This window comes from Paenibacillus sp. JSM ZJ436, from assembly GCF_044383795.1.
Lineage (GTDB): Bacteria > Bacillota > Bacilli > Paenibacillales > Paenibacillaceae > Paenibacillus_AQ > Paenibacillus_AQ algicola.
Map to the genome: position 1 here is coordinate 436,350 of NZ_JBISEO010000001.1, position 25,367 is coordinate 461,716.

Below are 25,367 nucleotides of genomic sequence, written 5' to 3' on the forward strand. Positions count from 1 at the left end.
GATGTTAAGAAAAATGTTTGACAAGCTTCTTCACTCTGCATCCCACAGCCGGGGCAAACGCCACTACAGCAGCTCCGATCAACGCTACAAGAAGCGTTACAGCAGCAGCTACAGTCATGCCCGGAGAAAGAGCTCTTCCTCCGATTACAAACGTAGACATGGCAGTATGGGACACGGATACTACAAAAGCTGCAAGTACAGCTCCAGCTGATCACAGGCACCTGAATATTGACGAAAGAGGCTGTCCCCCAAGTAGATTCTTGTTTAACGAGGCAGATCACTTGAGTGAGCTCTGAAGCAAAAAATAAAGACATGGTGGAGTCAGGGAGGTAATCCCAGCACCGCCATGTCTTTATTTTGGTCTATTGCGACCTTCTTCAACAACAAACGAGGCCATCCCCCAAGACCCTAGATCTTTTGGGACAGCCTCTTTGTTCAGATGATGAATCCGGCACAAGATTAGAAGCTAGCTTTTCTGCACTCTCTTGGAGGAGCCAAAGTATATCGCAATGCCGGCTCCCGCCAGGAAAGTAAGAAGGCAAATCACTATGGAGCCAAAGCCTGCCGGAACACCCGGGAATATGACGAGTACCGAACCGGCGATCAGGCCGATCATGACCGCATACATCATGTTTGGAAAAGCAGACATCAAATACCGAATCCCTTTACTGCTGAAATAAAAGCCTGCCAGCACACCGGCTCCGATCACAGCAATGACCGGTACATCCAGGTTAGACAGTGCGTTAATGGCTGTTGGGTATACCCCAACCATCAACAGCATAAAGGAGCCGCTGACACCCGGAAGCAGCATGGCCATGCTGGCCAGCCAGCCGGCAAAGAACATGCCGATGCCATTCACGACGTTGAGGTCAATGAGCACCCCGCCCTCTTTGTCACCCTGGATGAAGCCAAGCAAGGCCATCAGCAGAATACATACAATTAAAACCCCGATGTGCGGACCTGTGAAATTCCGTTTGACCTCTGCCAGCCGAATGAGCATTGGGAGTACCCCGAGAATCAGTCCCGTAAAGAAAAATTGAGTGGGTGCGTAGTGATGCTCCAGCAAGTATTCAATCAATCGGCTCAACGATCCGATTGCGAGCACCATGCCGATGCCCAGCGGGATCAGAAAGCTCCAGTGACGCTTCCAGTCTTTACTGAATATGCCGCTGATTGCTTCTAACAAGCGCTCATATATACCGAGCACTACGGCCAGAGTGCCGCCGCTGACCCCCGGTATCAGATCGGTGGTTCCCATCACAAAACCGCGATAAAGATTTCTCCATTCCATCATGTTCTCTCTACACCTCATTAACAATATCCGAAATAAAAGTTCTGTTTTTGAAATATTCAGCAACTAAGTCTACCATATTTCTGCATTTTTTACGAACGAAGAGCGAATGGTTACGTTGCTTGTTTATTTGACTATGAAATAAGCACCGATGATGATGAGGGCGATCCCGATCAGCTTCGAGAAGCTCATGGTTTCATGAAATAGGAAGAATGCCGGAATTAATGCCAGCACGTATGCGATGCTTTGCAGAGGATAAGCAATGCTCAGCGGCAGCCGCGACAGCACGGCAAACCAGATCACAGTTGCAGCGCCATAGAGCACCAGACCGCTCCAAACATACATGGAGGTCATCAGCTTCATCCACTGCAGCCCCCCACTGCTTTCCAGTCCCAGCTTGAACAAAATCTGGCCCGATACTAGCAGCATGATATTTAGGAATAACAGCCCATAGCTAACGAATATGCTCATTGTGAGATGCTTTCTCTCCTTTCATGATGGCAATCTCCTGCGTAAGTCGGAGCACCTGAGCGCTCAGCTTTGTAATGACAAGCGTTAAGTGGAGGATCAATACAAAGCAGAACAGCAGTCCAAACAGAAATAAAAGCGCTGGCGCATATTCAATCTGCAGAAATGAAGCCAGCCGCTCTACTCCCTGTACATTTACAGATATGATGAACAGCGTGAAGCCCATCAGAATCCATAGTAAGGAATATTGCTCTTTTAGCCTTCGTCTTCGGACCAGTTCAATGATCATGACGAGGAATACAATGGAAAACATTACGGAAAGAATATATACATTCATCACAGCTATGCTTTTCCCTCCCGGTAGCGGACTGCGCTCATCAGCACAGATAATGTGACCTTGACCATATAGTACGCAGACTTCAGCGGGGTAATGGAGGACTTGCCGGTCTCCCGCGCCCGCATTTCAGCTTTAACCTCCATCAGTCGGCAATGCTTACGGGTCAAATACACGATCGACTCTACCTCAGGATAATCCATCGGATAGTACTCGGCATATAAGTCAATGACCTTCGCTCCGGCAGCACGAAAGCCGCTTGTCGTGTCAGTAAAGCGCTGCCGGGTCACGAGACTGACCAACCGAGAGAAAAAGGTAATTCCCACTTTTCGCATTACGGACGACTTATATGAGGTTTTTTCCAGAAAACGTGAACCGATGACCAGATCACAGTCGCGAACCTTGCTTAGCAGCCGAGGCAGATCAGCAGCAGCATGCTGACCGTCCGCATCCATCTGCACGGCCACGTCGTATCCGTGCTTCTTGGCGTACATGTAGCCGGTTTGCATGCCGCCGCCAATGCCTACATTAAAGGGCAATGTCAGTACTTTGGCTCCTGCCTCCATAGCCACTTGTGCTGTCCGATCTCTGGAACCGTCATTTACAACAAGAATATCGGCAGACGGCATATGATTACGAATGTCCTGGATGACGTAGGGGACACTACTCTCTTCATTGTAAGCCGGAATGATGACGAGTACCTTGAGCATGTGCAGACTCCTCCTTGTTCGTTTCCGGCTTGTTCGTAATCGCTCCATATAATTGCATGAATGCATATCCACTAAAGAGGATAAACACAATACTCGTTGGATAGCCGTATCTTGACATTGCGACAAAAGGAAGATGAATGAGCGTAAAGTATATCAGGAGCAGTAATAACGGAAGCATGGACTTCCCTACTTTTCGAACAGAAGCCCATACGATACCGGCTAACCCCGTATACACAATAACCTGCTGCATGATTTGAACAAAAGGCTTCGGAATCGAAAATAGATCCTTGAGATAGAAAGGCACCAGATACAAAGCTTCGAAACGACCGATACTGTAATGGTACAAATAAGTCAAAGGCTGAACAGTAAAGCCATATTTCAAAATATCCATTCCTTTTTGAATAGCGGCGGCATCTGAACCCTCAAATACCGTCTTGGGATCATACTGCGGATAGGCTGTGAAAAAGCCAGCAGGCGGCAGCTCATATGAAATCATGGTCCCCAGTAGAAATGGACTTCCGGCAGAGCTGGTGAATAAGATAAACTCACCGAAGGTCAACAGGTTACGAACCCACCATGGAATAAGCAGCAGGATATAGCTTCCTACAATGGCCGCGGTGAAACGAACAATTTCTTTGAAGGTATAACGGTGGGCAAGCCAAATGAACAGCAGCATACAAGGAAACAGCGATGCCTGCGGCTTGAGATAGGCAGCGGCGGCCGTAAGCAAGCCGACAGCGATGTACCAACGAGTTTTTTTGGTGTGAATGGCCGTAATCATGGCACATAGAAGCAGCAGGATCACGGTCCGGAAGCTGGACTCCGTCAAGATCGAGCCTGACGTAAAATAATCCGGGATATACAAAGCAGCAATGATGACACCCAGCATGGCCACTTTGTGATTGCTGAAGGTATATCTGGATAACAGATAAATCAGCATGAGGGATGCCGCCTGAAGCACCGACTGAAAAATCCGGAAGGCAGTGACGCCTCCCTGCTCCTGCCCGAAGACAGCCATAAATCCGCTCAATAATAGCGGAAGACCCGGCATGATGAAGGCCGACGGGGCTTCGCCCGAATTGTAGACGAGTGTACCTTCATTCAGTAGCACCCTTGCCGTATTTATGTATTTGACGTCATCATTGTTCAGCTTCTCGGGATCTCCCAGAAACAGTCCATTTCCATGATACAGTACGACAACCACGGAAATGAGAAAAACGGCAAGAACGACAGGATATAGCTGCTTCTTGACGCGGTCTTCTTGCAAATAGCTGTATAACAATTTCACGCCCTCCATCCTATTGATAGGTATATGAAAACAATGACCTCATCAAATAGTAATTCAATTTCCATTCATTTACAAGGGATATACACAGATGTGATCGTCTACCTACTCACTATAAAAAAGCCGGTCTCGACAAGCAGACCGGCTCCTCAAACATGATAGACTATAGTACCTTATCCAGGAAGCTGATCGTGCGCTCATGCTTGGGATTCCCGAATACGTCCTCCGGGGCTCCCTCCTCAACAATATACCCGCCGTCCATAAAGATGACCCGGTCAGCCACTTCGCGGGCGAAGCCCATCTCATGTGTCACGATCATCATCGTCATTCCTTCACGGGCCAGATCGTTCATGACGCCGAGCACCTCACCAACCATTTCAGGATCCAGGGCTGAGGTCGGCTCATCGAACAGCATAATATCCGGATTCATGGCAAGTGCACGCGCAATCGCGACCCGCTGCTTCTGACCTCCGGACAGCTGGCTTGGAAATGCTTCAGCCTTATCGGACAGGCCGACTCTGTCCAGCAGCCGTAAAGCCGTCTGTTTGGCTTCCGCCCCACTCTGCTTGCCCAGCTCGACGGGGGCAAACATAATATTCTTCAGAACATTAAAGTGAGGAAACAGGTTGAAGTGCTGAAACACCATGCCGATGTTCTCGCGAACCTTATTGATGTCAGTCTTCGGGTCATTAATATTTTTCTGATCAATGATCACTTTGCCGCCGGTCATCTCGTCCAGTCGATTAATACAGCGCAGAAAGGTGCTTTTGCCGGAGCCTGACGGGCCGATAACACAGACGACCTCTCCTTCATGGACTTTCATATCAATACCCTTGAGCACCTCGTTATTGCCAAAGCTTTTCTTCAAGCCTTCTACGATAATTTTAGCCATGCTGCCCCACCTTTCTTTCCAGACGGTTGGCGATCTTGATTAATACTGTGATGACGATAAAATACATCAGCGCGACCATCAGCCAGATATCGAAGGATGCAAAGGTTCTGGCAATGATGATTTTCCCGGATTGCGTCAGCTCTACCAGGCCAATGACAGACAGAATGGATGTATCCTTCAAGGTGATGACGAACTGATTGATAAACGACGGAATCATGACCTTGATCGCTTGTGGAATGATAATCTTGAACATAGCTTTCCGGTAAGGAATTCCCAAGGAGCGCGCCGCTTCCATCTGTCCCCGGTCAATGGATTGAATACCGCCGCGGATGATCTCAGTCACATAAGCGCCTGCGTTCAGGGTCAGGGTCAGCACGGCTGCAAGAAACAGCGGCATGGTAAAGCCGAACGCCTGCGGAATGCCAAAGTAAATGAAGAACGCAAGCACGATCAGCGGAATTCCGCGGAAGACGTCCACGAACACCGTAGCTATCCCCCGCAGCCATGCATTTCTGCTCACCTTCATGAAGCCGAAGATCAGGCCTATAATGAATGCAAAGAACAAGGAAATGAAGGTGTACAAGATCGTTTTGCCCATACCTTCAAGCAAAGGCAGGAAGGAAGCTTGAAGCAGCTCCAGGCGGCTGAGTGGAGCCTTGCCGGCGGCATTCTCACCAAGATATTTTTCCAAAATCTCTTCATGGGCGCCTGTGGCCTTCAGGTTCGTCAGTCCGGCATTGAATTTCTGCAGCAGCTCCTGATTCTCACCTTTGCGCACCGCAAAGCCATATGAAGCTCCCGGTTCAGGCTCTGTAACCAGCTTAAGCCCGATGTTTTGCTGTTCACCATAAGCCAGTACCGCATGATCATCGAAGCAGGCTGCTGAATTCCCGGTTTTGACGTCCTCATACATCAGGGCGGATTCGTCAAAGGGAACGATCGTAAATCCATATTGAGACGCAATGGATTCCGCGAAGGAGTATCCCTCTGTGCCGGTTTTGACAGCGACCTTTTTGCCACGAAGATCATCATAGCTCTTGATTTCTTCGTTATCCTTGTCGATGCCCATAACGACGCCAGAATCATAGTATCCTTCGGAGAAATCGAATTTCTGCTTCCGTTCCTCCGTTATGCTCATTCCGGCAATCACGCCGTCTACCTGATTGGCCTCCAGCGCCTGTACAGCAGCATTGAAGCCCATAGGCCGGATTTCGTACTGGAAATTCTGGTCCTCCGCAATCGCCTGGATCAAATCCATATCGATGCCGACAAAATCGCCATTGATGTCCTGGAATTCGAATGGAGCAAATGTAACATCCGTGCCAATGACATAAACCTTGCCCTCTGCCGGCTCTGCAGCAGCCGTCAAGCTTCCAGCCCCCCAGCTTGCCGCGATCAGCACGACCAGGGTCAGCATCAGATGAAGTCTTCGAAGTAACCTCATGACAAACCTCCTCTATGTAAACAACTATTTAATTAGTTACCCACTTCGACCCTGTATCTAACATTTACTGTCAACTTATTGACATATGCCACTGCACACTAAGCTTATTTTGCACCAGAACGCGAAAAAAAACCGCTGAACAAGTCAGCGGCTTGTAATCCTAAGCTTCAGCTCTGTAACAGCTGTTATCTTACGGTGCGCGGTAACTCCTCGCGCATTTTCTTGACTACTGGACGCAGCGGAGGCTTCGGATTCATACCGACCTCATCCTGAATGTCACCGACGATTTCCTCCAGAATATCCTCCATTGTAACCATGCCGATCGTGGCTCCGCGACTATCAACAACAGCCGCCATATGAACTCGATCCTTCTGCATGCTGCTCAGGATGTCCTGAATCAGAGCATCCTCCGGATACTCCGGCATATCGTAGATGAAATTATTCATCAGGAACGTTCTTCCCGCAGCCAGATGGGTCAGAATTTCCTTCGTGTTAATAACTCCCTTGAAATGTCCAGGCTGCCCGGAATCCTCTACCGGATAACGAGTGTAGACGTAGCTGTCCAAGCCCTGCAAAATCTCTTCAACAGACGCATTATCATGCACGGTCACGATTTTTGATTTCGGGATCATAATATCCTGAACTTTCCGCTCATCGAAGGAAAAAATATTTTTGAGATAATCCAGCTCTGTTTGGTTGATCTCGCCGCCCTCATAGCTTTGCGTGACAATCAGCCGGATCTCCTCCTCCGAGTGAGCGGTATCATGACCGGCCGGCTTGACACCGAACAGCTTCAGCAGCAGCTGCGCCGAGCCATTTAAGGCATAGATAAACGGATACATCAGCCTTCCGAATCCGTACAGCGGCGGCGCGAGCAGCAAGGTCATGCGCTCGGCATATTGAATCGCCAGCGTTTTGGGAGCCAGTTCCCCGATAACGACATGCAGAAACGTAATGACCGAGAGTGCGATCGCATAAGAGAGCACTGTGGATAATGCTTCCGGTACCTCAAAGCGTTCGAACAACGGGTGCAGCATTCTCTCAACGGTTGGCTCACCCAAGGCACCGAGCACGAGAGCGGTAATCGTAATCCCCAGCTGACAAGCTGACAGGTAGTAATCCAGATCCTGCGTCACCTTTTTTGCTGTGAGCGCCTTCTTGTTGCCTTCGGCAATCAATTGATCAATTCGAGTCATGCGAACCTTCAGGATCGCGAATTCAGCCCCTACAAAGAACGCTGTAAGACCAATAAATACGGCCACCAAAAATAAGTTTAAGGCTATTGTCCCGTCCAATCATTTCCCTCTAGTGGAGAGGGTTCACCTCCGTTAAAATACAAGTTAGAATATAATTCTGGCCACCGGCCCAGTCAGCGTTTACTCTGTCCCCGGCTCCGGCAGCTTCATCATCACTTGCTTGATTTGATAATTTTCGGTCTCCATGACGGTCCAGATGATATTATGCTGTTCAATGACATCACCAGGCTCTACCGTTTCCCCTTTACGGTACTGAATCCAGCCGCCAAGGGTATCCATAATTTCATCCTCTTCAAATACCAACCCGAACTGCTTCTCCAGATCGTCCAGCAGCACTCTGCCCTGAATCAAATACTGGTTCTCGCCAGACTGCACGATATCCTCAATTTCATCCTCGTCGAATTCATCCCGGATCTCCCCGACGATTTCCTCCAGAATGTCCTCCATCGTCAGGATGCCTGCCGTTCCGCCGTATTCGTCGATAACGAGGGCCATGTGCACCTTCTCCTGCTGCATTTTCAGCATCGCATCCTGAATTCGGGTGGATTCGAATACCATTGGCAGGTCGCGGATGAAATCAGACAGCTTCGGATTTTTGCCCGAAACAATAAATGGCAGCATTTTCTTAACATTGACCATCCCGATGATCCGGTCCTTATCTCCTTCTTCGGAGATCGGATAGCGCGAGTATTTGAATTCATCCAAAATCTCGATAATTTCTTGCTGCGACATGGATTTATCGAGAGAGATCATTTCCGTACGCGGAATCATGATGTCCTTGGTCACCCGCTCATCAAAAGAAAATACATTTTCCATATAAGCCAGCTTTGTTTCCTCAATTTCGCCGGCCTGATAGCTCTGGGTCATAATGATTTTGACCTCTTCCTCGGAATACACCTGCTCATGACCGGCCGGCTTGACGCCGAACCCGCGAAGTATAACTCGGGACGCGCCATTGAGTGCCCAGATAAACGGATTCATGATCTTACCAAACCAGTAGAGCGGCGGGGACAGCATCAAAGACAGCTTCTCAGAAAATTGAATCGCGAGCGTCTTTGGCGCCATTTCACCGACCACCACATGCAGGAACGTAACGAGTATAAAAGCAATGGCATAAGACGCTACAGAAGAATTGGCTTCGCTCATATTCAGCGCTTCAAATACAGGAAGCATAATTCGCTCTACCGCCGGTTTACCGAGTGCGCCGAGTCCCAGCGCGGTTACGGTGATGCCTAGCTGACACGCTGACAAGTAATAGTCCAGATCACTTGTCACTTTTTTGGCAAGAACGGCCTTCTTGTTTCCTTCTTCAATGAGCTGATCCAGCCTGGACGCACGAATCTTGACAACCGCAAATTCAGACGCCACAAAAAACGCCGTTAACAGAAGCAAAAGTGCAAGAATGATTAAGTTGATAATCGTAAGGATGTCCAATCCATCCCCTCGTAAAGAGGGATTCACCTCCGGTATAGTTCTTAATGAGTTGATTGTTACTTATAACACTGCTTACGTCCGCTTCGGGAGATCGTACTGCTGAGACTTCCAAAGCTCCCTGCAATGAGCCATACCGCTTAGATTTATATGAGCCAGCTTACATGCAAACAGAATCGCCTTCCCAATGACACGACCTCCCTCCCTTAAATTTAAAAACAAGTATATCACAAAGTAAACCCAACCATCCAGTTTCACGTTATGGTTTGGAATGTGCACAGGAAAGCGCTTCAAGGTTGAAGCGACCTGATCTAGCACAAAAACCGCGCAGGGCGCGGTTTTTATCAGTCATACGCTTAATCAAAAATCATCCAGATCGCGACAAAGGCAACAATGGAGAGCCCATAAATTACACTCAGCATGATGATGTTCGCTTTCGTCTTTTTCTCATACTTCGGATTGGATTTGCTGTTCTCCTGCGACATTCCGACCCACAGCGTGGCGATCAGGCCGATGACGATTAATGAAATGATGACGATATAGATCCACATGACGTTGACTTCCTTTCTGCAGCGTTCTAAGTATCATTCTTTAGAAAAAGTCCATCAGCATCGGCGGGCGGACCGGAATGGAAGCCTCCAGCCGCTGCAAGGCCGTCTCATCGCCCTGCAGTCTGCCGGCCTGAACCAGCTCCGCAGGCTTTACATAGCCCAGCAGCAGAGCGGTTAGTGCTCCAATGTCCAGATGAAGCTGGTCAGGACTTGAACCCTTGACGGCTTCTTCGACCTTCTGAACGATGATTCCGGTGTCAGCATTGCTTTGAATGATCCACACTCCATCGTTCCAGGGCGCTGCCTCATCAGAGATGTGAAGTGTCCACCCTTCGTCGGTAATATGATGCAGTGGATATGAACTCAGAAAAGCCTCTACATCCACAATCCTCGCCATGAAATATGGAAAACGCTCCTGACGAATTCGTGGATCAGGCAGCATGAACGGCAGCCGATCATCCCCCGGCACCATAGTCAGAGTCACTTCTTCAATCCGAGCGTCATGGTTGGAGATATACGTCCATAGAGCGCTTCGGGCCTGTTCATGTAAGAACACGAACTCGCTGCATACCAGCTCCTTATCCTTCAGCTCGTACAGAATATATCCCTGCGGCTCACCGTCCTCTGTATAGTAAACGGCGGTATGGACTTGGTCTTTAAGCACGGAATGCTTCCACCACTCGGTTGTGCGCACCAGTGTACCGTTGAAGCGTTCAGCAAAAGCCTCATAGAGAGAGCTTAGCAGATTTATATCTGCAGCTCCGCGGACAATCCGTCCCGGAACGGAGGACTTGGGGGGAAGCTGATGCATCTGAAGCTTGTAGGTTAAGGTATCCGTAAATACCTCCCAGCCAAATTTGCGGTAAAAAGGAATGGAGAACGGGTGAAGAAACGAAATGACCTGTCCTTCTGCTCTCATATGCTGAAGGGCATGCTTGAGCAGCTTAGCGACATGTCCTTTGCGCCGATTCTCCGGCCAGGTAGCTACACCGGCAATGCCGCCCATGCTGAACTTCTGGTTGTGCAAATAAATCTGAAAGGGCAAGATGGACAGCTTCGCCTGCAGCTTCCCCTCCTCAAAGCATCCCCAGAACTGTTCTGGCCGGAAAAGCTCTCGTTTCTTATCCTTCTGCTCTTTGGTTAATGTGTACTGAAAAGCATACTCCGACAAAGAGATGCTGTCCTCAAACTCATCCATACTCAGGTTTCTCATTTCCATAGAGATCGTGCTCCTTTCCATGCTGCTGTCTGACAACATTGTCTACGCTTTCCCCTGTCTCTGTCAAACATGAAAAAAACTGCACCGTGTCAGCCTAAAGGCTCCCCGGTGCAGTTTACGCTAGGCCCTATTATTTCTCGCAAGCAATCCCGTCTTTGTCACGGTCCTTCTTGTAATTCGCTTCATATAATGCTGCAGATACAAACGGCTTGTATTTCGTCTTGCCGCCCTTGTTCTGAATCCCTGCTTTTTTGGCGACGCCGCCTTTATACACCTTGTTCAGCACCTATTCTCTAGGTTCATAATGGCAGAGCTTGCCCTCGTAAATGAGCATCAGTTGGCTGCATTTTCGAAAATCGTCCGGTGTCACCAAAGCTGGCAGCTTGTCCCACAGCTTGATGCCCGAGCGCTGCAAGATTTCGGCTACAAACTGAGAGCAGAAGTAAGAGTTGCTGAATTCAACCGGTTCCTGAAGAGCAATGCCGATGACACCTAATATATTGTAGAGAAACTTCTTCTGGCTGCGGATGAAGATGTGCAGGACACGCTTCATTTTCTCAATTTCCCGCTCACTGACCTTCAGCTCATAAATGACACAGGTAGTATCCGGGAATTTACTGAAGGTGCCTGTCGCAACGTCCTCCTTGACGAACCCGCCGTGCAGCGGATTTCGCGGGTGCTTACGTCCAAAGCTGTACATTTCTGATAATTCACGGTTCATAATAACATAGGATTCTACTCTTGAAATCATTTCATAGACAAGTTGGTGATGGTGTTGAACAGCAGCGCTTCTACTTTAATTGTAATCCTGGCAGGCCTTTTGCTCGTACATATTCTGTTTCTTATTCTGGGTCGGCTCCAGCCGGACCGTGATTACTCTCGTATCGGTCATCGTATTAATACCTGGTGGGGCATGTTCTTTGTCTTCTGTCTGGCCGCGCTATTAAATCCGGTGGTTTCCCTGCTTTCTCTGATGGCCTTGTCGTTCTTCGCTTTAAAAGAATATTTTTCCATGATCCGCACTCGAAAGCATGATCGGCGGATTTTTCTGTGGGCGTATCTATCGATCCCGGTTCAATTTTATTGGATCTATATAGGCTGGTATGGCATGTTTATTGTGTTTATCCCGGTCTATGTGTTTCTGTTTCTGCCTCTTCCCCGTTTGATCAACAAGGGTACGCTCGGTTTCCTGCGCAGTGTCAGCTTGACCCAATGGGGGCTGATGCTGATGGTGTTCGGCCTGAGCCATCTGGCTTATTTCCAGGTAGCCACCCCGCAATACGGGGCCGGCCTGGTTCTGTTTCTGGTCATCCTGACGCAGCTCAATGATGTGGTTCACGAGATCTCCTCCATTTATCTGGGCAAACGCCGGATTGTACCGACTGCCAATCCGCTGCTGACCTGGGAGGGCTTTGTCTGTGGCTTTCTGGCTACAGCCGCCGCGGCTGTATTCCTGACGCCATACCTGACGCCCTTTGATCTAAAGTTCGGTGTCATATCCGGGATGCTGATCAGCCTTGGCGGATTTTTTGGCAGCCTAACCGTCTCTGTATTAAAGCGTGATTTGCTCATTGGCGATGATGAACGCTTTGAAGCGTTGAAGAAAAGCTACCTGAGCCGCGTCGATAGCCTGGCTTATACCTCTCCCGTCTTTCTGCATTTCACACGCTACTTTTTTGACTTTATGTAGGTGGAATGTAAACAGGCCCTGTTATAAGCGACAGGGCCTGTTTAACTATTCATTTTAGACTATGCATTACGATCTAATACAAATTGAGAGGAGCTGTCATCCAGCTCTTCTGCAATTCGCTTCACGTGATCGGCCTGCTGCATGGTCTGCTCGACGGCAGCCGACTGCTTGGCGGCTTCCTGCTTCATATCCTTGCCGCTTTCAGAAGATTTCAAAGCGATCTGCGAAACCTCTTCCAGTGCGGCACTGATCTCCTCGGTTCCTGCCGACATTTGCTCTGCAGCTTGAGAGATTTCGGAGATTTGAGAGGATAATGCACCAGCCGATTCTATCAGCTCTTCAAAAATCAGGCTGGTCTTCTGCATCATATTCACGCCGACTTCAATTTCATGAGAATTGCTTTGGATCGATGAAGCCGTTTGCTCTACCGAATCCTGAATGTCGGTAATCAGCGCGGTAATCTGCTCCGCGGAGGTTCTCGACTGCTCCGACAGCTTGCGGATTTCCGAAGCGACGACAGCAAAGCCGCGTCCGTGCTCTCCCGCTCTCGCGGCCTCAATACTGGCATTCAGCGCAAGCATCTGGGTCTGAGAAGCTACACCCTGCACGATCAAGGCCATTTCACCAATATGCGCGGAGTGCTCATTGAGCTTCAAGATCGCTTCCTGCGCAAGCTGTGCCGCCTGATTGACTTCGTTCATCTGCCCTACTGCGGCTTTCAGAGAACGTCCCCCTTGCTTGGCCCCTTGATTCATAAACAGCGCCGCCTGGTTTACCGTTCCTGCAGCTTCAGCCACTTTTGTCACGGATTCAGCAAGCTCCTCCATCGCCCGGGCACTTTCACGCAGCGCCTGAGATTGATTCTGAGTGCCCTTCACAGTGTCATTAAGAGATTCCGATAGTGACTCCGTAACCTCACTCGTTTCTTGAGCGGACTGGTGCAGCTGCAGCGAGCTGGCATTCAGCTGCTGTGTGCTTTGCTTGACCCGTGTCATCAGCTGCTCCAGATGATGAATAAAGCGATTAATTTCATTAGCCAGCCCGGCAAGCTCGTCCTGTCCCTTCACGGGAATTCGATACGTCAGATCCGCCTGGCCGGAATTTAAATTTTGGGCAGCGAACAGCAGCTGCTGCAGCTTTTTCCCGATAATATAACGGTTTAATATGTAGATGAGCACCAAAACCATGACGAACAGCACACTGAATTGCAGGAGCACGTTTTGCTTCTGCTTGGCAGCCATAAGGTCAGAGGCATCCTTTGAAAGTGCTACCCGGACCCCACCCCAGTGCTCGCCATCAATGTAGAGCGGATAAGAGATATCCCAGGTTTCCACCACTCTGCCGTCAATGACCCGGGGATATTTCTGCAGCAGCACCTGGGATGTATCTGTGTTTGCCGCCGCTGCATAGCCGGTCTTGTCGTTAAATACCCGATTAGCGCGATATTTTTGGCTAAATAAATCGGTATCACCCCAGGAATCCAATGAAAGCTCACCGGTTGGAGAATATATCGTGTTATGAGTCGGTATAAAGCCAGCAGCCCCCGGATTATCCGAATACGCAGCCGGAATTGCAAACACAACCGAGCTGTCTACAAGGAAGCTGTCAATAACAGACTGCCATTTGTCATCGGTGTAAGCATCGTATTCACTACTATACTTTAGCTCATATTGCCACAGCGGAATCTCACTGCCGTCATGCAGCCGCTGAAGCTTGTTCATGGCTTCCGGCTCATTTTCCATTCTTTTGCGGGCAGCTTCTTCACTTTCAGGGAGTACAGACAGCTGATCGTTAAAGAGCCGAGTTCTCAACTCCTGTCCGGTGTAAACCTGGCCGTTGCTCAGCGTAACTCCGTTTGAAAGATCATCCTCCGTTAAGGACTGAAGCGTCTGCGCGAGAGATTTGGCAAGCGCACTTCCCTTATCCAGCAGCTGCTGCTCCACATCCTTCTCCATTTGATCCCATTGCCTCATGACAAAGAGAAACATAACTAATAACAGTACCACGGCCATCACGAGAATAAATTTTGCACTTAACGTATGTAGCCAGCGAATGGTAATACTCTCCTCTCTTTTTCTACAATATTCTACAATGCACTTCTATTCACATTCTAATCCTTTGTGATTCATGTTACAAGCGGACATTTTATTAAAGTAACATGGTAAAGCGCTGCACAAAAAGACCCTTTTCCTCTCATCCAGGAAAAAGGTCTTTACATGCTTATCTGTCCTTATTTCACAATCAGTACCGGACATTGAGCCCGCTTGACTACCTTATGGCTGACGCTGCCAAGGACCATCTCCTGAAGAGCATTGAGGCCACGGCTGCCGATCACGACCAGGCTGACTTTTTCTTTGTTGACATAATCTACAATGGCAGGCCCCGGCTCACCGTGGAGCACCTTCACCTTATACGTGATGCCTTCCTGCTGGAGCCACTCCTCCACGCTTGCAAGCTTTTTCCGGCGAAGCTGCTCTACCTCTACATGGCTCTGGGCATGAAGTATTTCGCTTTTTGCCTTGTCGAAGTCAGCGACCAGTATAACCTCTACGATAGCGTTAGCCGAAGCTTTAGCCAGCTTGCCGGCTTCCTTCGCCGCTCGTAACGAATTCTGTGATCCGTCAGCAGCTAGTACAATACGTTCATACATGGAATATCACTCCTTGGTCCATTAATGTGCACTCCGGTTTGCTGCTTGAGGATCTTTGTATACCGCCAGCTTATCTACGATTTTTTGGCTTGCTGAATTGAGGCCTTTGACAGTCACTTTATTGTCGTTCTCTTTATACTTGATGACTACCCGGTCAATGGCTCCCACTGCGGAGTCATCCCATACATGGGCGTTGGAGAAATCAATGACGACATTCTGATTCTGTGCAGTCAAGTCAAACTTATGAACAAAGCTGTCAACGGATGCAAAGAACAGCTGACCCTCCACCTGAAAAATCGTACTGTGTTGCTGCTTCGATTCTGTAACCTTGATGCGCGAGATTTTGGAAACGAACAGAACGGCACTCAGAATGACCCCGGCAATAACGCCTTTGGACAGGTCATGGGTGGCAACGACAATAATAACAGTGACCAGCATGACTGCGGCATCGCCGCGCGGGGCCTTCACAACATATTTAAAGGAAGACCAGTCAAAGGTGCCGATGGATACCATGATCATGATTCCGGCAAGAACCGGCATCGGGATCTGAACCACATAATTGCCGAGCACAAGGATCAGGAACATCAGGAATGCACCTGCCACAAAAGTAGACAGCCTTCCTCGTCCGCCAGACTTCACATTAATGACCGATTGGCCAATCATTGCACAGCCGGCCATGCCGCCAAAGAAGCCTGTTACAAAGTTTGCAATTCCCTGTCCCCGGGCTTCCCGGTTCTTATTGCTGCCTGTATCCGTCATATCATCTACGATTTGAGCGGTCAGCAAAGACTCCAGCAGCCCCACGATCGACAAGGCAATCGCATAAGGGAAAATAATCTGCAGCGTCTCCAGATTTAACGGAACATCCGGAAACAAAAAGGCAGGAAGCGACCGGTCGATATGTCCCAAATCGCCGACGGTTCCCAGGTTAGCACCAGACATCACCGCGATCACCGAGAGCAGGACGATTGCGATAAGTGGTGCCGGGATCGCTTTGAAGAAACGTGGCAGCACGTACACAATCAGCAGCGTCAAGCCGACAAATAAATACGTCATCATCGAGATATTCCAGAAATACGGCACCTGAGCCATGAATATCAGAATCGCCAGGGCGTTGACGAAGCCAATCATGACTGCTCGCGGGATGAATTTCATCAGCCTGGCTACCTTGAAGTAGCCAAGAAGAAACTGAATAATCCCTGTTAGGATTGTAGCGGCCAGCAAATAGTTCAGGCCATGGTCTTTGACGAGTGAAGCGATCACTAATGCCATCGCACCCGTAGCTGCGGATATCATTCCCGGACGGCCGCCTGCAAAGGATATGATGACAGCGATGATAAACGAAGCATACAGCCCCACCATCGGATCCACATTCGCAATTAAGGAAAAAGCAATGGCTTCCGGGATGAGCGCGAGCGCAACTACGATGCCGGAGAGCAGATCTCCCCTCACATTGCCGAACCATTCATTTCTTAATCTTTCGGACACTTGTATTCCACCTCATCCAATATATTGGCTTTTACGATTGATATAGGATATGATTACATCGTATTCAGCCTGTTCACAACCAACAGTTTATCACCGCTAGTCCCGAAATGGAACCTTTTTGGGGCTTTTATTTTTCATGAAGGATATACCGTGTTTTGCAGTAAGGAGCCTGGTTATGATTATTGGATATATGCGACCTTTTTATGAAGACCCCGAGTGTGAATGCCAGACAAAGCAGTTAACGGACCATGCCTGTCAGCATATCTATCAGGAGGAGCATGCCGCACCCAAGAGACGCACCGAGCTGGAGCGGATGATGGAGCAGCTGCAGCCGGGCGACACCGTCATCGTAACAAAGCTGTTCGTCTGGGCCGATTCAACCCGGCACCTGGTAGAGCTATTAGAGATGCTGGAGCAGAAGCAGGCGGTCTTATTATCCCTCCAAGAAGGAATTGAGACAGATCCTGCCCTAGCGTACCCGTTCCAGACCATTGCCAAGCATTTGGTGCAATTTCAAAGCGATGCCATGAGCGAGAATACGCGGCAAGGATTGCTGCAGGCAAAGGAAAAAGGCAATGCCCCCGGTCGGCCGCGTAAGCCGGATCAGAATGTACAGCGCGCGATTGAAATGTATCAGAGCAAAACATACTCGCTTGCCCAGATCAAAGATGAGACCGGCATCAGTAAATCAACACTATACCGGTATTTGGAGCAGTGATGCTGATCTCCACGCACCTTCTATCCACCGTTCTTTTGCAGAGCCTTGGGATCTCGTGCCGGCTCTGAGGAGAACGGTGTTTGGGTTGTACTCCTGATATTTGGCGGTGGTTATGTGCCTCCTTGGCGGGGTTCGAGCCTCCGTTGTGACGAATATTTAATGTTTTATTGTTATGAATTTTTCACATGTTGCATTTGTATAAATAGAGAAGATAATAGAGCCCTTCACATGAAAAAAGCTGATCGAAAGGCTTATGCCTCAGACCAGCTTGATGGATAACGAATATGAGTTCTTCTCAGCCTTATTTCTTGGCAGGCACGGGGGTAAAGAGCAGGTTGACGGGAAGGTTGCTTCCCGGAGCAGCAGTTAACATGATTTCAACACTTTGCTCGTAGTCGCCAGTACGGTACAGAACAGCCTGCTCATTTGGAGCGCTGACTTGTCCATTCGAATAAATGGCGGTGATTAACCCATTTACCATAGCATATCCCGAATACTTTCCGCCGCGGGGATTGAATGAGATCAACGTATTAGGTGCCACTCGTTCCAGACGAATCTTGTAAAGAACTCCAAAATTGCCTGCGTTGGAGGTAGGACTGTTGTACATAGGATCGGTGCCCATTAAATTCGGATCGTCTCCATCATCTCCCAGCAGCAAACGCTCTGGCTTAGCGCCCACTTCTTCGAAATGTTGAATGATTCGGGTCGAGTTCGGGTACGTTCCGCGATTATGCACGCCGTCTTTGTCAAGCAGTGGAAGCTCCTTCCACACCTTCAGCGGTTCAGCCTTCTCATCAATCATGATGACGTCAAACTGAATCGGAAGGTCACTGTAAAGATCTGCAAAAAGCGAAATAACATCACCCTGCTTCATCCGCGTCTGGCTCAGCTCGGTCATGACCAGTCGGCTTTCCCCTGGCGCCAGCGTGATCGCAGACTGCTTGGAGCCATTCTGCATCGATTCAAAATAGTACAATACAGATTTCTTTCCGGCTGCCGTGGCAATATAGGTCGGTCCGGCAAAGCCCAGATTTTCTGTGTTTATCACAGCTGGAGATGCATTATTGTTCGTAGCAACCACATACATTTTGACATTTTTATTTACGTTGTTTACATGATGAATCATGAAACGCATGTCCCCGGAGGCCGTCTCGCGATAGACATTGCCGAGCTCATTCACGGTTTCGGGGCTGTTGCTGCGGATCAAGGTGCTTGGCTCGTCCAAATACTTATAGAGAATTCGGTCACGGCCTGTCACTTCAGATCCATTAAACGTAAACTTCTCTCCGGCCGGAATAAACAGCTTATTGAAATCATCCTCTGCATACAGCGTTTCACCTGTAATGTTGATGATTCGGGTCGCCGTTGTGCTTACCCCTTGCTGGTCAGTCACGGTCAAATTAATCGTCTTGGGGCCCGGTGTGAAAAAAGCATATGCATTATTGTCCCATTGCACAGACTTGATGCCTTCATCATCGTAGCTCTGGTCAGTGTATGTAATCCACTCGCCCATTTTATATTCTGCTTTATCGGTTGTAAATGCGGCCACTGGAGGCTGATTCGGCTTCAGAACCTTTACTGTCTGAGTGGCTGGTTCACTCCAGGCTCCACTGGCATCCTGAACATAATACGTTACCACGTAATCTCCAGGCTGGCTAAACACGTCCTGCCGCCCCTCCCAGCGCTCATTCACGATCGGAAGCCCTGTAGGAGACGTGGCTTGCGTGTTGTAGGTTACTAGCGTCTCACCCGCATAAATCTCCTTCGGTCCTATTGTAAATGCTGCTACAGGCTTCTGCTCCAGATTCATAATGATGCGCTTGCCGATGTTATCCACTTGGTACTTCAGAATGAGCGCTTGTGTTATGGACGTCAGCGGAACCATGAAGGTTCCTTTGGTCTGATACGATGCCCCTTTCATTGACTTTACGACACCATTCACCGTGTAGCTGGCGCTGTCTGTCTTGAAGCGCAGCTCGGTATCCCCCTTCAGAATCACGGTTTCCTTCGTCTTGGCTTCATAGCGGAGCTTGAAACCAACACGGTCAACCAGCGTCCGGATCGGAACATAAGAAATACCTTTATTGACCAGCAATGGCTGCGGCGCTTGATACACCTGTCCGCCTAGCTCAAGCTTTGTACTATTATAATAAAAAATGAGTTCGTTCATGGACACCGGCGATGGCGCAGGCTCCGATTCCGGGCTGTTTCCAGCTCCTTCTTCTGCTTCTTCTGCATCTTCTGTACCTTGCCCTGGTACAACGTCCTTGTCCGCTTCTACTTCTTCCACTTCTCCTTGAATAACTTCTAGCTGTCCGTCCTTCTCACTCTGCGGTGCTTCATAGACTTCGCCGGTCACTGTGCCGGGTACGGGTCCCGTACTTACAGACTCAGCTCCTGCAGGAAGAACTGCAGCAGCCTGTACGACGACCAGCAAAGCGAATATCGTTAACTTTTTCAAATTCATACCTGTGCTCCCTTAAGTTTCTCGTTTTATTTTTCCAGCTCCCTAGTATTAAACGCACACTTTGGTAAAAAGTTCTTGTCTAAATGGTTAAAACCTCGCCACAGATCTTTATTTTCTGCGAACAAAGAAGATTAGAGCCATACTTATGACAGTCTGAAGCACCCAGAAAAGACTCGCAAGCAGGATCGTCATCGACATTTGAAACCAATGCTGAATCATTAATCCTCCCAACCATCCACCAAGCATACCTAACGCGCCGTACACAAATAGGGATACAATAATTGTGATGAAATGCCTTTGTTTTTGACGTAAGGTATGAAGAATTCTCGCAATGGTCATATCTGCTAGAAGCGATAATGGCAGAAGGAATAATAGAGTGAACGGAAGAAAGAAGACGTAACCGGCTGCAAATATATAACCGGTGGATGAGCTGACCTCATGACTTGGCTGGATCTCAAAGGATCTTTGAAGCGTAAAGAAGAACGAGACCATGGCCGGTGTCAAAAAAGCCGCAAGCACTTTACCAAAAGCATTCAATGTGTACCTCATAACCCCACTCCCTTTTGTACTTCATCCTTGTGCAAGCCGCAATTTATAGGAATGGAAACAATATACCATAGATTCTCAGTATTGTGAATTAAATCACTTGATGAAGGTATGAAATACATGAAGGGGTTTATCAACAAAACAAGCGTGCTGCCTCATGATGAGATCGCACGCTTGTTTGGCTTTATCATTCAGAAGGTACAATTTGCATAGCATCCAAGGCTTGCTTGGCGTGAGTTCTGGCCTGCTCTACGCTGTCCGCCGCAGACAATGCGACAGCCATCCGGCGACCGATCTTGGTCACCGGCTTGCCGAAGATCCGAACCTGGGTACGAGGCACAGCAAGGGCCTTCTCGACGCCAGTCACTTCATAGTGCTCCAGCTCGACCGCAGCCTTCAGCGGCCGACTGGCGCCAGGCGTAATCAGCTCAATCTCAGGGATCGGGTAGCCCAGAATCGCCCGGACATGAAGTGCAAACTCCGATAGATTCTGGGTAACCAGGGTCACAAGTCCAGTATCATGAGGCCTTGGGGAAACTTCACTGAAGTAAACCCGGTCCTTGGCTAGAAACAGCTCGACCCCAAATAAGCCGTAACCGCCAAGCTCATCAGTGATAGCCTGAGCAATTCTTTTGGCCTCGGCAAGCTGGTCTTCACTCATGGCATGAGGCTGCCAGGATTCAATATAATCGCCGCTTTCCTGAATATGTCCGATTGGTGGACAGAAGACGGTTCCACTGACCGAGCGAACGGTTAACAGTGTAATCTCAGATTCAAACGGGATAAATTCCTCAATAATGACTCTTCCGTTCTGCACACGGCCGCCTTCCATCGCCATATTCCAGCAGGACTGAATGTCTTCTTCACGGCGGCATACACTTTGTCCTTTACCTGAAGAGCTCATGAGCGGCTTGATCACGCAAGGATAGCCGGTTGACTTGACCGCAGCATCAAATTCTTCGTATGTGTCGGCAAACTGATACCCTGCCGTAGGCAGACCCAGCTTCTCGGCAGCCAGACGCCGAATGCCTTCACGGTCCATGGTCAGCCTTGCTGCACGCGCCGTCGGAATCACGCGGTGTCCTTCCGCCTCCAACTTTTCCAGCTCGTGGGTGGCCAGGGCCTCAATCTCCGGAACGATCAAATCCGGCTTCTCTTCCTCAATGATCTGACGCAGCCGGGACGCATCCATCATATCAATCACATAGTGCCGATGAGCCACCTGCATGGCAGGTGCATGGCCATACCGGTCTACCGCCACCGTCTCAACACCTAAACGCTGTGCCTCCAGAATAACCTCTTTGCCCAGCTCCCCAGAGCCAAGCAGCATCATTTTGCGGGTCTTTAACATGGTAATCTCCTCGCTTTGTCGAAATGATCCGGCAGAACCGAAATTACAAAAAAGAGGCAAGGAGAAAGACACTCCTTACCTCTGCCCAGGCGTACGGCGATATCCACGATGATGCTCCCCCATGGTTTCCCATGCTACGCCAGTTACATCTCCGTGCTGAATTATAGTTCTATCATACGTATTTTAGAGTCATCCCGCAACTATTAAGACAACTGACTCCTATTCTTTGTATAATTGTTCTACTCAAAAAGTGAGTTCATGCTTACTCCTCGTCATACTCCACGTTGTGGTATACCTGCTGCACATCCTCCAGATCCTCAAGCGCATCGATCAGCTTCTCGAATTGTGGAATGGAATCCTCGGGCAGGCTGACATAGGTTTGAGGCAGCATGCTCAATTCAGCAACCGTAAATTCAGTAACGCCGGCTTGCTTCAGCGCCTCCTGGACCTCGTGATACTGATCCGGCTCTGCGTAAATAATGACGACATCATCCTCTTCCACGATGTCACGCACTTCGATGTCGGCCTCCATCATAAGCTCGAACACCTCGTCCAGCGATTTACCGGTCATACCAAACACGGCCGTGGAGTCGAACATATAAGCTACCGATCCGCTGACGCCCATATTGCCGCCATTCTTGTTAAATGCAGAGCGGACATCTGATGCCGTCCGGTTCACGTTATTCGTCAGCGTATCGACAATGACCATAGCGCCGTTGGGACCGAAGCCCTCATAACGAAGCTCTGTGTACGTTTCTTCGCCGCTGCCCTTTGCTTTATCCAATGCCCGATCAATAATGGCTTTAGGCACGTTATAGGTTTTGGCCCGCTCCAGAACGACCTTCAGCGCTCGGTTCGACTCTGGGTCCGGCTCACCCTTCTTTGCAGCCACATAAATTTCTACGCCGAATTTCGCATAAATCCGGCTCGTATTTGCATCCTTAGAGGCTTTCTTTTCCTTAATATTATTCCATTTGCGACCCATACCGCTCCCGCTTTCTCTATGAATTTAAATCTGTTAGATTACCCTTCAAAAGGGTAGGTCCAAAAGCTTTCCACACCAAATCGCAGAACCATATCTTCTCGGGACAGCTTCTTGTCGCCCACGAGCTCCGGGGCTTGAAACTGCGAACGATGTGCTGTAATCGATTGGATCTTCTGATCTATATATTCCTCAACATCCTGATATACATCAGGCTCTCCAATGTAATCCCGACAGCCGTTGGAGAATGCAAGGCAATGCACCTCGGGGCGCTCATCCTTCGGCAGTCTCTGAATCGTCCGGATAACAGAAGCCCCTGTAGCATCATGATCCGGATGAACGCTGTATCCGGGATAGAAGGTAATCACCAGCGATGGCTTTACCTCATCCAAAAGCTTCTTCATTTCACCGTCGATCACTTCCGGCTCTTCAAATTCCACCATCTTATCATGGAAGCCCAGCATTCTTACATCCTGTATTCCGATCGCCTTACAGGAATCCTCCAGCTCCAGCTTACGAATGGCCGGAAGCGTAATCCGATTGGCAAAGGGAGGCACCCCCATGTTCCGGCCCATTTCGCCAAGCGTAAGACAGGCATAGGTGACCTGCCAGCCCTCGTGAATTAGCTTCGCCAATGTCCCGGAAGTGCCGAAGGCTTCATCGTCCGGGTGCGGAAATACAACCAGGACCCTTTTTGTCATCATGTCGTTCATCTCCTGTTCCTTAAAAAGGCTCCTGGCTGAGCTGCAATGCAACTACCAGTTTGCCCTGCGTATCATGGCCTGCCAAAATCAGGCGTTCTTTATCGCTCTCCTCAAAGTGCGTGAGTCCTTCCGCGTAAACCCAGCCCTCTTCGGTCTTCAAGCCAACCCGGTAGGGTCCTGCTCCAGAAATTTTTCCACTGGAATAGCACACCTTGGCATTGGTTATAAAATTAGCCGCAGGATGTCGGGAGCTGTCCACATGCGCAGCATATGCACCTGTAGTCAGCTCCAGATGGACGTAAAGTTCCTGATCCTGCAGCTTGTTCAGCATCTGCTGTACTTCTGATAAATTAATAAGCTCCATGGTACCCTCCGGCTCAAGTAAGTTAGTTCATGTTCAAGTGCGAATATGACTATTCTATCACATTTAAGCCGAGATGAAAAAAGGTTCAGGACGCCTCCTTGGAATGACTAAATGGCCGGCATGACGTTACCGCCGCAGACGGGAATGTACGCGCCTGTCGTAAAAGAAGCCAGATCTGATGCAAGAAAAGCCACCATATTGGCAATTTCCTGATCCGTACCCCGGCGCCGCAGGGGAACCTGCTGCTCATAAGAGGCGTTATGCTCTGTGCCTTGATCCCGATCCCGGTCACTGACCGTCCATCCCGGGGCGACCTGATTGACCGTAATCCCCTGCTCCCCGACCTCCTTCGCCAGTACGCGATAGACGCCGTCCATCCCTCTTTTTCCAGCGGTGTACGCTGATTGGTTCGGGAAATTCTGCATGGAGCATTCCGTATTGATCCCGATAAACCTTCCGTAACCTCTCTCGGCCATGGAAGGAATAAAGGCTTTGGCAAGATAAACGCTCTGCATCACACAGCTGTCGAACTGACTCTGATAATCACGGGGATCCTGCTCTAGAACCGAGGTCCAGGCGTACTGCTCGACAGCATTGGCAACCGTAATATCTGGAAGCCTGCCCAGACTGGCTTGAATCTGCTCCTTCATCTGCATCACGGATTCCTGACTCGTAATATCTCCTTGAACGATCATTGCTTTTCTTCCGGTCTGCAGAACCTCCTGAAGCAGCTGATTCGCTTTCTCCGCATTACTCCGGTAATGAATGACGATATCAGCTCCGCACTCCGCGAGTGTAGAAATCATTACCCGACCGAGCTGGCCCGTACCCCCAGTGACCAGAGCCATTTTTCCTGTCAAATCAATACGCATATTTCCCTCTCCCTTACATGTGAAATAGAATGCCGCCGTGCTAGCTTTTTAAGCCCCATGGCGCTTCAACCAGGTGTACACATCCCACAGATGCTTGATCGCAGTAAGCACTAACAGGCTAAAAAAGATCCAGGCCGCGGCAAACGCCACCGAAGAAAACAGCATCATCACGGTAAAAAAAGCAAAGGATTCCGTCCGCTCCAAGATCCCGGGGTTATAATGAAACCCTTTTATGCCTGAATTCTCAATCACATTTCCTGTCACCAAAAAGGTTGTCACCACGACCAGAATTCCAGCCAGGCTCAAAATTAACGGTGCATTTGCACCGGGATACGCTAGAACCAGGGCGGACATCATCGCCCCTTCAACGATACGATCAAACACAATATCCAGCACATTGCCCCATTTGGAGGGCTTGGTCATGCGTGCAATGGTTCCATCCACAGCATCCAGATAGCCGGAAAGCCATAACATCACAACAGCGGCAGCCGGATAGCCAGCCAGGAACACGGCGGCACTGCCGACTCCGAGCGTCATTGCGATCCAGCTGACCGCATTCGCCGACAGGCCGGCTTTGTGAAGGACGATGGCGCCCCAATGAATGATCGGCTGAACGGTATTTCTAGCATAAGAGTCCAGCATTTTCTCCCCTCC

26 protein-coding genes, 1 pseudogene and 1 riboswitch are annotated in these 25,367 nt (G+C 49.3%); of the genes and pseudogenes, 3 read left to right on the forward strand and 24 right to left on the reverse strand.

The window, feature by feature from the left end:
* Positions 1 to 13: 13 nt before the first annotated feature.
* Positions 14 to 211 carry a hypothetical protein gene (locus tag ACH6EH_RS02170; protein WP_397330900.1) on the forward strand — a complete coding sequence of 66 codons (198 nt, stop codon included), beginning with the start codon at positions 14 to 16 and terminating at the stop codon, positions 209 to 211.
* A 255-nt stretch (positions 212 to 466) separates the two neighbouring features.
* Here ACH6EH_RS02170 and ACH6EH_RS02175 read toward each other — a convergent pair whose 3' ends face one another.
* The 13 genes and pseudogenes from ACH6EH_RS02175 to ACH6EH_RS02235 form a co-directional block, all read right to left on the reverse strand.
* The gene (locus ACH6EH_RS02175; RefSeq protein ID WP_397330961.1) at positions 467 to 1,291 is read right to left on the reverse strand and encodes a DUF368 domain-containing protein; all 825 of its coding nucleotides are present in this window, start codon (positions 1,289 to 1,291) and stop codon (positions 467 to 469) included.
* 126 nt (positions 1,292 to 1,417) lie between these two features.
* Positions 1,418 to 1,720: an EamA family transporter gene (locus tag ACH6EH_RS02180; protein WP_397330901.1), complete on the reverse strand. Its 303-nt coding sequence runs from the start codon at positions 1,718 to 1,720 to the stop codon at positions 1,418 to 1,420.
* Positions 1,721 to 1,745: 25 nt separating this feature from the next.
* On the reverse strand, positions 1,746 to 2,096 hold the full coding sequence (locus tag ACH6EH_RS02185) for a DUF2304 domain-containing protein (protein WP_397330902.1): 351 nt from the start codon (positions 2,094 to 2,096) through the stop codon (positions 1,746 to 1,748).
* Positions 2,097 to 2,101: 5 nt separating this feature from the next.
* Positions 2,102 to 2,803, reverse strand: coding sequence for a glycosyltransferase family 2 protein (locus tag ACH6EH_RS02190; protein ID WP_138225890.1), 702 nt, complete (start codon positions 2,801 to 2,803; stop codon positions 2,102 to 2,104).
* Positions 2,766 to 4,091, reverse strand: a complete 1,326-nt coding sequence (locus tag ACH6EH_RS02195; protein ID WP_397330903.1) for an ArnT family glycosyltransferase — start codon at positions 4,089 to 4,091, stop codon at positions 2,766 to 2,768. The genes ACH6EH_RS02190 and ACH6EH_RS02195 overlap by 38 nt, the downstream gene beginning before the upstream one ends.
* 160 nt (positions 4,092 to 4,251) lie before the next feature.
* Positions 4,252 to 4,980 carry an amino acid ABC transporter ATP-binding protein gene (locus tag ACH6EH_RS02200; protein WP_397330904.1) on the reverse strand — a complete coding sequence of 243 codons (729 nt, stop codon included), beginning with the start codon at positions 4,978 to 4,980 and terminating at the stop codon, positions 4,252 to 4,254.
* Positions 4,973 to 6,424 carry an amino acid ABC transporter substrate-binding protein/permease gene (locus tag ACH6EH_RS02205; RefSeq protein ID WP_397330905.1) on the reverse strand — a complete coding sequence of 484 codons (1,452 nt, stop codon included), beginning with the start codon at positions 6,422 to 6,424 and terminating at the stop codon, positions 4,973 to 4,975. The genes ACH6EH_RS02200 and ACH6EH_RS02205 overlap by 8 nt, the downstream gene beginning before the upstream one ends.
* Positions 6,425 to 6,609: 185 nt before the next feature.
* Positions 6,610 to 7,719: a hemolysin family protein gene (locus ACH6EH_RS02210; protein WP_397330906.1), complete on the reverse strand. Its 1,110-nt coding sequence runs from the start codon at positions 7,717 to 7,719 to the stop codon at positions 6,610 to 6,612.
* Positions 7,720 to 7,800: 81 nt separating this feature from the next.
* On the reverse strand, positions 7,801 to 9,114 hold the full coding sequence (locus ACH6EH_RS02215) for a hemolysin family protein (RefSeq protein WP_397330907.1): 1,314 nt from the start codon (positions 9,112 to 9,114) through the stop codon (positions 7,801 to 7,803).
* A 353-nt stretch (positions 9,115 to 9,467) separates the two neighbouring features.
* The gene (locus tag ACH6EH_RS02220) at positions 9,468 to 9,662 is read right to left on the reverse strand and encodes a hypothetical protein (protein ID WP_397330908.1); all 195 of its coding nucleotides are present in this window, start codon (positions 9,660 to 9,662) and stop codon (positions 9,468 to 9,470) included.
* A 40-nt stretch (positions 9,663 to 9,702) separates the two neighbouring features.
* A complete protein-coding gene (locus ACH6EH_RS02225) occupies positions 9,703 to 10,881 on the reverse strand; it encodes a GNAT family N-acetyltransferase (RefSeq protein ID WP_397330909.1) in 1,179 nt (392 codons plus the stop codon).
* A gap of 130 nt (positions 10,882 to 11,011) precedes the next feature.
* Positions 11,012 to 11,164: pseudogene (locus tag ACH6EH_RS02230) on the reverse strand (excalibur calcium-binding domain-containing protein); the annotation flags it as partial.
* 3 nt (positions 11,165 to 11,167) lie between these two features.
* Entirely contained in the window at positions 11,168 to 11,632 is a 465-nt protein-coding gene (locus tag ACH6EH_RS02235; protein ID WP_397330910.1) for a hypothetical protein, read from the reverse strand.
* Between the two features lie 24 nt (positions 11,633 to 11,656).
* On the opposite strand from ACH6EH_RS02235, the gene ACH6EH_RS02240 reads away from it, so the two are divergent.
* Positions 11,657 to 12,571 (forward strand): phosphatidate cytidylyltransferase, encoded by a 915-nt coding sequence (locus tag ACH6EH_RS02240; RefSeq protein ID WP_397330962.1) that lies wholly within the window; start codon positions 11,657 to 11,659, stop codon positions 12,569 to 12,571.
* Between the two features lie 59 nt (positions 12,572 to 12,630).
* On the opposite strand, the gene ACH6EH_RS02245 is transcribed toward ACH6EH_RS02240, so the two are convergent.
* The 3 genes from ACH6EH_RS02245 to ACH6EH_RS02255 all read right to left on the reverse strand — a co-directional run bounded on the left by ACH6EH_RS02245 (position 12,631) and on the right by ACH6EH_RS02255 (position 16,709).
* Positions 12,631 to 14,544 (reverse strand): methyl-accepting chemotaxis protein, encoded by a 1,914-nt coding sequence (locus ACH6EH_RS02245; protein WP_397330911.1) that lies wholly within the window; start codon positions 14,542 to 14,544, stop codon positions 12,631 to 12,633.
* Positions 14,545 to 14,801: 257 nt separating this feature from the next.
* Positions 14,802 to 15,221, reverse strand: a complete 420-nt coding sequence (locus tag ACH6EH_RS02250; RefSeq protein WP_397330912.1) for a universal stress protein — start codon at positions 15,219 to 15,221, stop codon at positions 14,802 to 14,804.
* 21 nt (positions 15,222 to 15,242) lie between these two features.
* Positions 15,243 to 16,709 (reverse strand): SulP family inorganic anion transporter, encoded by a 1,467-nt coding sequence (locus ACH6EH_RS02255; RefSeq protein WP_397330913.1) that lies wholly within the window; start codon positions 16,707 to 16,709, stop codon positions 15,243 to 15,245.
* A gap of 175 nt (positions 16,710 to 16,884) precedes the next feature.
* Between ACH6EH_RS02255 and ACH6EH_RS02260 the strand changes: the two genes are divergently transcribed.
* Positions 16,885 to 17,427 (forward strand): recombinase family protein, encoded by a 543-nt coding sequence (locus ACH6EH_RS02260; RefSeq protein WP_397330914.1) that lies wholly within the window; start codon positions 16,885 to 16,887, stop codon positions 17,425 to 17,427.
* Positions 17,428 to 17,728: 301 nt separating this feature from the next.
* On the opposite strand, the gene ACH6EH_RS02265 is transcribed toward ACH6EH_RS02260, so the two are convergent.
* From ACH6EH_RS02265 to ACH6EH_RS02300, 8 genes are all read right to left on the reverse strand, one after another.
* Positions 17,729 to 19,894, reverse strand: a complete 2,166-nt coding sequence (locus ACH6EH_RS02265) for a stalk domain-containing protein (RefSeq protein WP_397330915.1) — start codon at positions 19,892 to 19,894, stop codon at positions 17,729 to 17,731.
* Between the two features lie 108 nt (positions 19,895 to 20,002).
* Complete coding sequence (locus ACH6EH_RS02270; RefSeq protein ID WP_397330916.1) at positions 20,003 to 20,443, reverse strand: hypothetical protein; 441 nt, start codon at positions 20,441 to 20,443, stop codon at positions 20,003 to 20,005.
* A gap of 184 nt (positions 20,444 to 20,627) precedes the next feature.
* Complete coding sequence (gene purT / locus ACH6EH_RS02275) at positions 20,628 to 21,791, reverse strand: formate-dependent phosphoribosylglycinamide formyltransferase (RefSeq protein ID WP_397330917.1); 1,164 nt, start codon at positions 21,789 to 21,791, stop codon at positions 20,628 to 20,630.
* Positions 21,792 to 21,867: 76 nt separating this feature from the next.
* A riboswitch (ZMP/ZTP riboswitch) is annotated at positions 21,868 to 21,948 on the reverse strand.
* Between the two features lie 105 nt (positions 21,949 to 22,053).
* Entirely contained in the window at positions 22,054 to 22,776 is a 723-nt protein-coding gene (locus tag ACH6EH_RS02280; protein ID WP_138225907.1) for a YebC/PmpR family DNA-binding transcriptional regulator, read from the reverse strand.
* 38 nt (positions 22,777 to 22,814) lie between these two features.
* Entirely contained in the window at positions 22,815 to 23,474 is a 660-nt protein-coding gene (gene bshB2 / locus ACH6EH_RS02285) for a bacillithiol biosynthesis deacetylase BshB2 (protein ID WP_397330963.1), read from the reverse strand.
* A 22-nt stretch (positions 23,475 to 23,496) separates the two neighbouring features.
* Positions 23,497 to 23,841 carry a YojF family protein gene (locus ACH6EH_RS02290; RefSeq protein ID WP_397330918.1) on the reverse strand — a complete coding sequence of 115 codons (345 nt, stop codon included), beginning with the start codon at positions 23,839 to 23,841 and terminating at the stop codon, positions 23,497 to 23,499.
* Between the two features lie 107 nt (positions 23,842 to 23,948).
* Positions 23,949 to 24,713 carry an SDR family NAD(P)-dependent oxidoreductase gene (locus ACH6EH_RS02295; RefSeq protein ID WP_138225909.1) on the reverse strand — a complete coding sequence of 255 codons (765 nt, stop codon included), beginning with the start codon at positions 24,711 to 24,713 and terminating at the stop codon, positions 23,949 to 23,951.
* A 48-nt stretch (positions 24,714 to 24,761) separates the two neighbouring features.
* Complete coding sequence (locus ACH6EH_RS02300) at positions 24,762 to 25,355, reverse strand: CDP-alcohol phosphatidyltransferase family protein (protein ID WP_397330919.1); 594 nt, start codon at positions 25,353 to 25,355, stop codon at positions 24,762 to 24,764.
* Between the last annotated feature and the right edge of the window lie 12 nt (positions 25,356 to 25,367).